The 11,772-nt window shown below is 73.1% G+C and carries 7 protein-coding genes and 1 pseudogene; 4 read left to right on the top strand and 4 right to left on the bottom strand.

The window, feature by feature from the left end:
- The coding region (locus SSBG_RS21650) for a Gfo/Idh/MocA family protein (protein ID WP_037871742.1) at positions 1-866 on the bottom strand (866 nt) is incomplete at its 3' end.
- 195 nt (positions 867-1,061) lie between these two features.
- Here SSBG_RS21650 and rfbH point away from each other — a divergent pair.
- Complete coding sequence (gene rfbH, locus SSBG_RS21655) at positions 1,062-2,366, top strand: lipopolysaccharide biosynthesis protein RfbH (RefSeq protein WP_037870361.1); 1,305 nt, start codon at positions 1,062-1,064, stop codon at positions 2,364-2,366.
- 15 nt (positions 2,367-2,381) lie between these two features.
- On the opposite strand, the gene SSBG_RS21660 is transcribed toward rfbH, so the two are convergent.
- Positions 2,382-3,200, bottom strand: coding sequence for an AfsR/SARP family transcriptional regulator (locus SSBG_RS21660; RefSeq protein WP_050776813.1), 819 nt, complete (start codon positions 3,198-3,200; stop codon positions 2,382-2,384).
- Between the two features lie 397 nt (positions 3,201-3,597).
- On the opposite strand from SSBG_RS21660, the gene SSBG_RS21665 reads away from it, so the two are divergent.
- The gene (locus tag SSBG_RS21665) at positions 3,598-4,830 is read left to right on the top strand and encodes a sensor histidine kinase (RefSeq protein ID WP_008748206.1); all 1,233 of its coding nucleotides are present in this window, start codon (positions 3,598-3,600) and stop codon (positions 4,828-4,830) included.
- A gap of 32 nt (positions 4,831-4,862) precedes the next feature.
- Here SSBG_RS21665 and SSBG_RS21670 read toward each other — a convergent pair whose 3' ends face one another.
- Positions 4,863-5,468 (bottom strand): response regulator transcription factor, encoded by a 606-nt coding sequence (locus tag SSBG_RS21670; RefSeq protein ID WP_008748207.1) that lies wholly within the window; start codon positions 5,466-5,468, stop codon positions 4,863-4,865.
- Positions 5,469-5,842: 374 nt separating this feature from the next.
- Between SSBG_RS21670 and SSBG_RS21675 the strand changes: the two genes are divergently transcribed.
- Positions 5,843-6,403 carry a glycoside hydrolase family 25 protein gene (locus SSBG_RS21675; RefSeq protein ID WP_008748208.1) on the top strand — a complete coding sequence of 187 codons (561 nt, stop codon included), beginning with the start codon at positions 5,843-5,845 and terminating at the stop codon, positions 6,401-6,403.
- An 88-nt stretch (positions 6,404-6,491) separates the two neighbouring features.
- Here the strand turns inward: SSBG_RS21675 and SSBG_RS21680 are convergent, their stop codons facing one another.
- Positions 6,492-7,523, bottom strand: coding sequence for a rod shape-determining protein (locus tag SSBG_RS21680; RefSeq protein ID WP_008748209.1), 1,032 nt, complete (start codon positions 7,521-7,523; stop codon positions 6,492-6,494).
- A 489-nt stretch (positions 7,524-8,012) separates the two neighbouring features.
- Between SSBG_RS21680 and SSBG_RS21685 the strand changes: the two are divergent.
- Positions 8,013-11,759: pseudogene (locus tag SSBG_RS21685) on the top strand (S8 family serine peptidase).
- Positions 11,760-11,772 lie beyond the last annotated feature (13 nt).

Raw genomic sequence — 11,772 nt, forward strand, 5'->3', positions numbered from 1 at the left:
CCCCGCAGCGCCGCCGCGGCGAAGGCGTCGAGGGCGTTGCCCACCTGGTGGTCCGCGGGCAGCGTCAGCTCGGTGAGCCGGTCCTGCTGCTCGATCCGGACGACCGGGCGGTGCTCGCGGGGCGGGGTGAAGGCGCGCGGCACGCTGAGCCTGCCCCCGCTGCCCCACAAGGCGTAGGTGGAGCGGTAGGAGTGCTGGAACCCGAAGTCGAGCTGAGCGGTGACACCGCTCGCGGTGGACAGCAGCACGCTGCCCGCGACATCGACCCCCGTCCCCTCGTCCACGCGCAGGCAGGCGCCGAGGACGTCGAGGTCCCCGTCGAGGTGGAGCTGGGCCGCGCGCAGCGGGTAGACGCCCACGTCCAGCAGCGCGCCGCCGCCCAGCGCCACGCTGTGCCGGAAGGACTCCGGCGCGGGCGGCGGCACCCCGAAGGAGCTGGAGAAGGAGCGGAGTTCACCGATCTCGCCGAGCAGCCCGCGCACCGCCTCGTGCTGCGAGTGGTGCAGGAACATGAAGTTCTCGGCGAGTGCCAGATCGTGCCGGGCCGCCGCCGCGACCAGTTCCGCGCTTAGCGCGTAGGCGGTGCTGAGCGGCTTCTCCACCAGGACGTGCTTCCCGGCGGTCAGCGCCCGGGTGACCCACTCGTGGTGCATCCCCGGCGGCAGCGGCACGTACACCGCGTCCACGTCGTCCCGGTCCAGCAGCGCCTGGTAGCCGGTCACCGCCGCGCAGCCGAAGCGCCCCGCGAGGTGTTCGGCGCGTGCCCGGTCCCGGCTGGCCACGGCCACCAGCCGTACCGACCGGTGCTCCGTGAGCGCGGGCAGGATCCGGCGCACCGCGATGTCGGCGCACCCCAGGACCCCCATACGAAGCACCGGTCGCGGAGCGTCCTGGGACATCTGCCACCTCACCGGTCGGATACATCGCGGACACACGCTAGCCGGACCGGGTCGAAGGCCCCTGGAAGCTCACTGGAGCAGGGCTTTTCCGCGGGAACTCCACAGCTCCTCGACCGGCCGGAGCGAGCATGGCCCCGAGGCATTCTGACGGGAGGGACGGCTATGACGTCGGACACCAAGGCCCTGATCCTGGAGCAGGTCCGTGAGTACCACAGGCAGCAGCGGCCGGGGCGCTTCGAGCCGGGAGTGACGCCGATCCTCTCCTCGGGGGCGGTCCTGGACGAGGAGGACCGGGTCGCGCTGGTGGCGGCGGCCCTGGACCTGAGGATCGCGGCCGGGGCGCACTCCCGGCGTTTCGAGAGCAGGTTCGCCCGTCACATCGGCGTGCGCAAGGCGCACCTGGTGAACTCCGGCTCCTCGGCCAACCTGCTGGCGCTGTCGGCCCTCACCTCGCCCCGGCTCGGGGACCAGCGGCTGCGCCCGGGGGACGAGGTGATCACCGTGGCCGGCGGCTTCCCGACGACGGTCAACCCGATCCTCCAGAACGGGCTCACGCCGGTCTTCGTGGACCTGGAGCTGGGCACGTACAACACGACGGCGGAACGCGTGGCGGCGGCGATATCGGACCGCACCCGGGCCATCATGATCGCGCACACACTCGGCAACCCCTACGAGGTGGCGGAGATCCAGCAACTGGCCACCGAGCACGAGCTGTTCCTCATCGAGGACAACTGCGACGCCGTCGATTCCACCTACCGGGGGCGCAAGACGGGCACGTTCGGCGACCTGGCCACCGTCAGCTTCTACCCGGCCCACCACCTGACGACCGGCGAAGGCGGCTGCGTCCTGACGGGGAACCTCGAACTCGCCCGCATCGTCGAGTCGTTCCGCGACTGGGGCCGGGACTGCTGGTGCGAACCGGGCGAGGACAACACGTGCCTCAAGCGCTTCGACTACCAGCTCGGCGACCTGCCCAAGGGCTACGACCACAAGTACATCTTCTCGCACATCGGCTACAACCTGAAAGCCACCGATCTCCAGGGCTCGCTGGCGCTCACCCAGCTCGCGAAGCTCGAAGAGTTCGGCGCCGCCCGGCGCCGCAACTGGCAGCGGCTGCGCGAGGGTCTCGCGGACGTGCCGGGGCTGCTGCTGCCCAGGGCGACGCCGGGCAGCGACCCGAGCTGGTTCGGCTTCGTGCTCACGGTGCTTCCCGAGGCCACCTACAGCCGCCGCGACCTGATCGCCTTCCTGGAGGAGCGGCGCATCGGCACCCGGCGGCTGTTCGGCGGCAACCTCACCCGGCACCCGGCCTATCTGGACAGCCGGCACCGGGTGGCGGGGGACCTGCGCAACTCGGACATCATCACCGAGCAGAGCTTCTGGATCGGCGTCTACCCGGGCATCACGGAGGAGATGACGGACTACATGGTCGAGTCCGTCGTGGAGTTCGTCGCCAAGAGCGGCTGAGCCGTCCGCGCCGGGTCAGCCGATGATCCAGTCGAGCAGCAGGTCGTCGCCGCGCTCGGGCGCGTCCAGCCACGGTTCGGCCGCGAGCACGGCCTGCTGCAACCGTTGCAGGCGGGGCGAGGGCGACAGGCCCAGCTCCTCGGCCAGCCTGCGGCGCAGCTGCTGGTAGACGTCGAGCGCCTGCCAGGACCGCCCCGCCCGGTACAGCGCCGCCATGCACTGCGCGTGCAGTCCCTCGTGCAGCGGGTGGCGGCCGGTCAGCTCGACCAGCTCGGAGAGCACCTCGGCGTGACGTCCCAGTCTCAGGTCCGCCTCCACGCAGCGCTCCAGCACGCCGAGCCTGCTCTCCTCCAGCCGGGCCACCTCGATGCTCAGCACCGGCCCGATGCGCACGTCCACCAGGGCCGACCCGCGCCACAGCGCCAGGGCCTCCCGGAAGTGCGCCGAGGCCTTGCCGTGCTCGTCCTCGGCGGCGGCGGCCTGTCCCGCGGCCACGAGGCGCTCGTAGCGCGGTACGTCCACGGACTCCGCCGGAGCCCGCCAGCAGTAGCCGCCGTACTGGGTGACGAGGACGTCCTTCGCGGACACCCCGGCGTCCTTGCCGTAGGCGGCGGTGAGCTGCCGCCGGAGCTGGAGGATGTACGTGTGCAGGGTCGCCAGCGCGCTCTGCGGCGGCTCGCCGCCCCAGATCTCCTCCATCAGGGTCGCGACCGGCACCACGCGGTTGGCGTGGGTGGCGAGCAGCGCGAGGATCTGGCGCGGCTTCGCCGCCGTCGGCACGATCGAGCGGCCGCGCACCTCGGCCGTGAGCGGTCCCAAGAGCCAAATGTCCATTACCCGGTCCCCCTGTGTGGTCGCACCGCACCCCGAAGAGTCCCTCGCGATGGAGTCTGGCCGACTCCCTCGCGCCGGAACCAGTGCTGGAGGACCGGCCCGGCGTATGAGGAGCGCAGGGCGCAGGGGTGTGTTTCTCACATGCCCCGGGTGCGGAACGCACCGCAACCCCCCGCGGGCGTCCGGACGGCGACGGCCCCCGCGGCCCGGCCGGGAGATCAACTCATTTTGTCAAAAAGGGGCGTTGCGCGTTCCCCGAAGACCGGGAAGTCCCGGTGTCCGGCGACTCTGATTGATTAGGATCGATCGGTGTCCATATCTGCCCGGCATAACCGGTGGAGCGGGACGCGGCACGACGTGACTTGTCGGTTCTACGGTTCATCCGGAAGGACAAGAGATGAGCGGTTCCGCCCTGCGCGATGGTGCGCGTGCCCACCGGGAGGACGCGGGCAGAGGACACCTCGGCACCGGCACCACCGCCCTCACCCTGGCCGTCCTGGCGGCCTTCCTCGGCATCGGCGTGCTCTACCTCATGGAGGCCCGTACCTCCCCGCCGGTCCTGGCGCTGGGCATCGCCTCCCTGCTGCTCGTCTGCGGGCTGCAACTGGCCCACCTCTTCCCCCGCCTGCCGCTCTGGACGGCGCGCCGGCGGCACTGCGCCTTCGGGGCCCAGGTGCTCCTCGCCTACCTCCCGTTCCTGCTCAGCGCCGGGGCCCCGCTCGCCACCCCCGGCTTCCTCGCGGCCTCCGCCCTGCTCGTCATCGCCTCGCCCTGGCGGTGGCTGGTCTTCTCGGCGATCGTGGCCTCGGGCAGCCTGGTCGTCCCCCGCACCGGCATGGAACCCGGTTCGCTCCTGCACGGGACCGTCGTGACGGCGCTGACCGGCCTCGTGGTCTTCGGGTTCTCGGAGCTGGCCCGGCTCCTGCGGGAGGCGCAGCGCACCCGCGGGGAACTGGCCCGGACGGTGCTGGAGGCGGAGCGGCAGCGCTTCTCGCGCGACCTGCACGACCTGCTGGGCATCAGCCTGACGACCATCGCCTACAAGTGCGAGGTGGCGCGGCGGCTGGGGCCCGGCCAGCACGTGCGGCGGCACGAGGTGCTCACGGAGATCATGGATTCCACCCAGCGCGCCTTCGACGACGTGCGGGCCGCCTCCCAGGCGTACCGCGCCCTCTCCCTCGCCGCCGAGATCGACGCCGTCCGCGCCACCTTGCGGGACATGGACGTGCGGGTCACGTTCCGCGGCAGCGCCGGGGTGCTGCCGCCGTCCGTGGAGACGACCCTGGCGACCGTGCTGCGCGAGGGGGTCACGAACCTGCTGCGCCACAGCCAGGTCACCACCTGTGTCGTGAAGCTGTCGCGCGAGGGGGACACGGCCCTCCTCGTGCTGCGCAACGACGGGGTCGTCCGGCGTCCCGCCGCTGCCGGGGGCAGTGGTCTGGAGAACCTGCGGGAACGGGTCGAGGCGGTGCACGGGGAGCTGCGCGCGGAGGCCGAGGACGACGACTGGTTCCGGCTGGAGGCGGTCGTCCCCGTCCCGGCGGGAAGCGGCGCGGCCCCGGCCGGCGCCTTCCGGCCCGCTCTGCTCCCCGCCTCCGGCGGAAGGGGGGAGTCCGCGTCCGTGGCCTGAGGGCCCGGGGCGGGGGAGGGCTCCCGCGCCGGTCAGATCCAGCCTTCCTCGCGCGCGATCCGTACCGCGTCCATGCGGTTGCGCGCACCGAGCTTGACGACCGCGCTGCTCAGGTAGTTGCGCACCGTGCCCCGGGACAGGAAGAGCCGGCAGGCGATGGCCGCGACGTCCTCGCCCACGGCGGCCAGCCGGAGGACCTCCAGTTCCCGCGGTGCCAGCGGCTGGGCCGTGGCCTCCAGTGCCGCGACGGCGAGGTGGGGGTCGATGGCCCGTTCGCCCGCGGCCACCGTCCTGATCGCCTCCAGGAGCTGGGCGGGGTGGGCGTCCTTGCGCATGAACCCCGTCACGTGGGCGGCCAGTGCCCGGCGCAGGGTGTGGGGGGTGCCGAGGCCGGTGAGGATGAGGATGCGGCAGCCGGGGACGACGGCGCTCAGTTCGGCGGCGGCGGTGATGCCGTCCATCCCGGGAAGGCCGATGTCGAGCACGGCCACGTCCGGGTGCAGGGCCCGCGCCTTCGGGACGACCTCGTCGCCGCGACCGACCTCGGCCACGACGTTCATATCGGCTTCCAGACTGAGGAGTTCGGCCAGGGCCCCGCGTAGGATCGCCATGTCCTCGGCGATGAGAATCCGTATCATGCCGCCTGCCCCGCGATCGCCGTCAGCCTTCCTGATCAGGGAAAGGGCGCCTGCGGGCCTCGCGGGCGAGACATTCGCCGGCCCGAGGGTTCACGGCAGCCGTAGGGAAATTTACCACTGCGGCGGCAGCCGCCAGTTGACGCCTGTTCAGTGAGGGGCCGGCTCTCCGCGCGGCCGCCGGCCGCGGTCCGCACCGCCGGTGCGCCCGCCTCCCGGCTCGTACGCCCGTACGGCTTGTCGCCCGGATCGCTGAAGTGCGGGTTCCGCTTGGAGTGGCGCGGGCGGAGCTGGGCAGGTTAAGCAGTCCGGCGGGCGTCTCCGAGGGCCGCCCGCCGGGCCCACCGGAGAGCGGGCCCGCGACAGGGAGAGTACGCATGGCCGTCAAAGGGATCGATGTCAGCAGCTACCAGGAGTCGTTCGACGCGGACGGCATGGCCTTCGTCTTCGTGAAGGCCACCGAGGGGCGCACCTACGTCAACTCGCGGCAGCGGGCGCAGGCGAAACGCGCGCGCGACGCGGGGTGCGTCGTCGGCTTCTACCACTTCCTGTGGCCGGGCAACATCCAGGCGCAGGCCGAGTACTTCGTGGAGCAGTGCGCGAGCGTGCCCTACGACCTGCTGGCCTGCGACTGGGAGTACACCGGCGACGGCACCGCTGCGAGCAACAAGGAGAAGGACCAGTTCCTCAAGGCGGTCCAGAAGCTGCGCGGCTCCAACCACCGCGTGCTCCTCTACTGCAACCGCGACTTCTGGCTCAACAGGGACACCACGTCCTTCGCGGCCGACGGCCTGTGGATCGCCGACTACAACGGCAAGCCGGGGGAGCCGAGCATCAAGGCGCCCTGGCGCATCCACCAGTACACCTCCGAGCCCATCGACACCAACATCGGCAACTGGGGGAGCCGCGCGGCCTTGAAGGAGTGGGCGAAGGACTGAGCGGCGGGGCGGCCCCGCCGGGGCCGCCCCGCACCACGCCCCCAGCGCCCCGCGCCCGCGTGCCCCGCGCCCCACGCCCCGTCCTCGTTCAGTGCGCCGGGATCGGGCTCAGGGTCATCGGGCCCACGCGGCCCTCCAGCATCGCGCCGAGCCCCCGTACCGCGCACATGCCGGGGTTCTCCGCGATGCGGATCGGCATCCCCGTGGCCTCCTTGAGCATCCGGTCGAGCCCGGGCAGGAGCGCGCTGCCGCCGACCGCCGTCAGCCCGCCCTCGGCGAGGTCGGCGACGAGGTCGGGCGGGCAGGAGCGCAGGACGCGGCCGATGCCGTCGAGGATCGTCGTGAACGGGGCGCTGATCGCCTCGCGCAGCGCCGCCGTGTCGACCGTCACGGAGCGGGCCAGGCCCGTCGCCGCGTCGCGGCCGCGGATCTCGGTGGTCCCCGTCCGCGGATTGGCGGCGTCCACGGCGAGTTGCAGCGGCCGGACCGACTGCGCGGGCAGCAGCAGCTCGTGACGGTGGCGCAGGTGCGCCACGATCGCGTGGTCGATCGCGTCCCCGCCGACCGGGAGCCGCTGCGCCGTCACGATCGCGCCGAGCGAGAGCACCGCGATCTGCGTCGTCGCCGCCCCGCAGGCCATGATCATCGTCGCCTCGGGCCGCTCCACGGGCAGCCCGCAGCCGACCGCCCCCGCGATGAGCGTGTCCACCAGCTCCACCCGCCGGGCGCCGAGCCCGACCAGCGTCTCCACGGTCGCGCGGCGCGCGAGCGGATCGGACTCGTGCGGGGTGCAGGCGGCGGCCCGCAGCCGGGGCTTGCGGCGCAGCGCCCGGCGCAGCTTGTCGCCGAGCAGGTGCCGCAGCATCCGCTGCGCCATGTCCACATCGACCACGGTGCCGCCCGAGACGGGCCGTACGACGCGGATGTACTCGGGGGTGCGGCCCGTCATCTGCTGGGCGAAGGCGCCGACCGCGATGAGCCCCCCGGTCCTCGTGTTGACGGCCGCGACGCTCGGCTCGTCCACCACGATGCCCTGGCCCTTCACGAACACCCTCGTCCGGGCGGCGCCCAGATCGACGGCGATGTGGCAGCGGCGCAATTGCTCCAGGCTGACGGTCACGGCCTTGCCTCCCGAGGTACGGACCGGAAGGAGCCACCGGTCGGCGCCCCTGTGCACGAGGGTGGCCGCCTCCCGCCGGGGCCGCCCGTCGGGCTGCGCCGATCGGGTCGTCGTGGACCGGCGCAGGGCGGTGCCTTCCGCCGGACGGGTGAGCCGGTAACGGGCCCGGTGGATGACCGGCCGTTACCCGCCGACCGGGAGCGTGCTGTCAAGATCGCCCGGACGTCACGGGACGGGCCCGGCCGAAACCTTTCGCTCCCGTCCGGGCCGGGCCTCCCGGTCCGGCCGGGCACCCGCCCCGCCCCGTACGCGGGCGGACCCCGCGCGATATGGCCGAAACCCGAGTACCGCCGCTGACCTGCCCGTTGGCGGCAATGTGCCATGGCCGCCAACGGGCAGGGCCGCACAACTCCGCCGCAACACAGCGCACTCCACACTCTTCGTCAGCGCGTCCCACCCCCTGGCCGCGCTGACGAAGAGAGGGCTTTCATGACCAGATCTGCACCCCTGTGGCGCAGAGCCGGGCTGCTGCCGGCCGGCCTCGCGCTCGCCCTGCTCCCGGGCACCGCGCTCGCCCACGCCTCCGGCCCGGCGCAGGCGGACCCCACCCCCCGTACCGCCGACCGGACCCGTACCGCCCAGGCCGCCGCGACCGTCACCCTCGTGACCGGCGACCGGGTCACGCTCACCCCGCTCCCGGGCGGCAAGCGGACCGTGACGGTGGACCGCGCCCCCGGCGCGACCGGCGTCGTGCGCACCGAGGAGGCCGGCGGCCACGTCAGAGTCGTCCCGGCCGAGGCGGAACCGTACCTCGCGAACGGGACGCTCGACCCCCGCCTCTTCGACGTCACCGAACTCGTCGCCCAGGGGCTCGCCGGCCAGGGCGGCAGGGCGCCCGCGCCGCTGCCGCTCATCGTCACCGGGACGGCCGCGAAGGCGAAGTCCCGCACCGCGCCCACGACCCCGGCCGGCACCACCCGCGTCCGCGCGCTGCCGAGCATCGGCGCGACCGCCGTGACGGCGAAGCGGCCCGCGGCCCTCTGGAAGAGCCTCACCGCGCACGCGGAACGGACCGGGACCGCCCGTTCCTTCGCCGCGGGCACCGGCGTCGGCACGGTGTGGCTCGACGCGAAGGTCCGGGCCGACATGGCCGAGTCCAACGAGCAGATAGGCACCCCGCGGGCCTGGGAGGCCGGGCTCACCGGCAAGGGCGTCAAGGTCGCCGTGCTCGACACCGGCGTCGACCCGGACCACCCCGACCTCAAGGGCCGCGTCGTCGCGAGCAAGAGCTTCATCGAGGGCCAGGAGGTCGCCGACCGCAACGGCCACGGCACGCACACCGCCTCGACCGTGGGCGGCAGCGGCGCGGCCTCGGACGGCAAGGAGAAGGGCGTCGCCCCGGACGCCGACCTCGCCATCGGCAAGGTCCTCAGCGACGAGGGCGAGGGCAGCGAGTCGCAGATCATCGCGGGCATGGAGTGGGCCGCGAAGGACCTCGGCGCGAAGGTCGTCTCGATGAGCCTCGGCTCGACCGAGGCGAGCGACGGCACCGCCCCCATGGCGCAGGCCGTCAACACTGTCACCGAGGAGACCGGCGCCCTCTTCGTCATCGCCGCGGGGAACGCGGGCGGCGCGGGCACGATCGGCTCGCCCGGGGCAGACGACGACGCGCTCACCGTCGGTGCCGTCGACGCCGCCGACCAGGCCGCGTACTTCACGAGCAAGGGCCCGCGCCACCTCGACAACGCGCTCAAGCCCGACGCCTCCGCGCCCGGCGTGGACATCCTCGCGGCCCGCTCCTCACTCGTGGCCGGCGAGGGCGCGTACACGACGATGAGCGGTACGTCGATGGCGACGCCGCACGTCGCCGGCGTCGCCGCGCTCCTCGCCCAGGAGCACCCCGACTGGGACGCCGCGCGCCTCAAGAACGCGCTCATGTCCACGTCGAAGACCCTCGACGCCTCCGCCTACGACCTCGGCGTCGGCCGCGTCAGCGTCCCCGAGGCGACGACGAGCCCGCTCACGGCGACCGGGAGCGCCGGCCTCGGCTTCTACTCCTGGCCGTACGAGGACAACAAGCCCGTCACGAAGACCCTCACGTACACGAACGACTCCGGCGCGCCGCTGGAGCTGAGCCTCTCCACGAGCGACGTGCCCGCCGGGACCGTCACCCTCGCGGACACGAAGCTGACGGTCCCCGCGCACGGCAGCGCGCACACCACTGTCACCGGCGCGGCACCGGCGCCCCCGTCGGCCAGCTCTCCGGGCAGGTCCTCGCGAAGGACGCGGACGGCGCGGTCCTCGCGCACACCGCCTTCGGCCTCGTCAAGGAGGAGGAGCGCTACACCCTCACGGTCCACGTCAAGGACCGCGACGGCGCCCCCGCGCCCGCGAACCTCGCCCTCCAGACGCTCAGCGCGGGCGCCGACACCGTGCCCGAGACGGTCGGCGAGTCCGGCACCGTCACACTGCGCCTCAAGCGCGGGAGTTACGCGCTGAGCACCTTCCTCGCCGTGCGCGGCGCGCACGGCGAGGACTCGCTCGGCCTCGGCTACCTCACCGCGCCCGAGATCACCCTCGACCGCGACCGCGAGGTCACCCTCGACGGCCGCGAGCTGCGGGAGATCGGCACGAAGCTGCCGCGCGCCGCGCAGACCCGGCAGCTGGTCATGGCGGCCACGCGCTCCGCGAACGGCTCCGCCTACACCGCGCAGGCGCAGGTCCCGCTCACGTACGACAGCGTCTTCGCCGCGCCCACCACGAAGCCGAGGAGCGGCACCTTCGAGTACCGCACGGTGTGGCGGCTCGGCACGCCGCCGCTCGCCGGCACGGCGGACGGCAGGAAGCTCTCGGAGCTGACCCTCCAGCCCGGCTCCGGCCGCCTCGACGGCAGGCTGAACGCGAAGCTCTTCGACGCGGGCGACGGCTCGGCCGCCGCGTACGAGGGCCAGGACGTCAAGGGCAGGGCCGTGTTCGTCCACGCGGACAAGACCGTCGATCCCGCCGACCTCGCGCGGTACGCGGCGGACGCGGGCGCAGCGGCGCTGCTCGTGACCGACGACGACCCCGGTCGCCTCATGGCCTCCTTCGGGACCGCCGAGGGCGATGACCGCGCCTTCCCGGTCGCGACGGTGAACGCCGCCGACGGGAAGATCCTCGCGCGCGCCGCGAAGAGCGGCGAAAAGCTCAGGCTCACCGGGACCCCGGACGCCCCGTACGTCTACGACCTCTCGGCCGGCCACCCCGGCGCGATCCCCGACAAGGACCTCACGATCGCCCCGCGCGCCAAGGACCTCGCCACGGTCGCCACGACGTACTACGGGGCCAAGGCCCAGTCGGGCGGCGAGTTCCGCTAACGCGATCACCGACGCCTTCCCGATCGGTGTGGGCTTCCTGGAGCGGGCCTCCTTCCCCGGGACCCGCACCGACTACGTCTCGACGGGCAAGGACCTGCGCTGGCACGAGACCGTCCAGGCCGGGCCCGGGCTGACCCTGGAGGACCGCGGCGGGCTCGCCATGTACCCGGCGGGCAGGAAGACGCGGCTCGACTGGTTCAAGCCGGTGCTGCACCCCTACCTCGGTACGGGCCTCGGCTGGGGCCAGACCCGCAGGGGCAACGACCTCGCCTTCAACACGCCCGGCTGGGGCGACTCGGGCCCCGACCACACCGGCTTCGGCGACGTGTGGAACGACGACTCGCTGACGCAGACCACGCAGATCCAGGTGGACGGCGAGACCGTCACGAAGGCGACGAGTTCCGGTGCCTACGTGTGGGACGCCGACCCCGCCGAGCACACGTACAAGATCATCACCGACACGACCCTGGACCCGAAGGTGTGGGGCAGCGGCGTCAAGGGCCACTCCGCCTGGGAGGTCCGCTCCGCCGAGACGCCCGCCGACACCGAGACGACGCTGCCGCTCATCAACCTGAACTACGGCGTCGACACCGCGCTCGACGGTTCGGTACGGGCCGGCAAGCGGCTGCCGATCGCGCTCACGGCCGCGTACGTGGCGGGCGCGAGCGGTACGGGCAGGCTCACGACCGGCGCGCTCGCCGTCTCCTACGACGCGGGCAAGACGTGGCAGCAGGTGGATCTCGCGAAGAAGGGCGACACCTGGAAGGGCAGGCTGAGCATGCCGCGCGACGCGAAGACCGTCTCGCTGCGGGCCTCGGTCCGCGACGACAGGGGCGGCGGGGCGACGCAGGTCCTCACGGACGCCCTGAACGTGAGGTGAGGCCCCCCGGGGG

Origin of the sequence: Streptomyces sp. SPB074 (genome assembly GCF_000154905.1) — a bacterium.
In the GTDB taxonomy this organism is placed as follows: Bacteria; Actinomycetota; Actinomycetes; order Streptomycetales; family Streptomycetaceae; genus Streptomyces.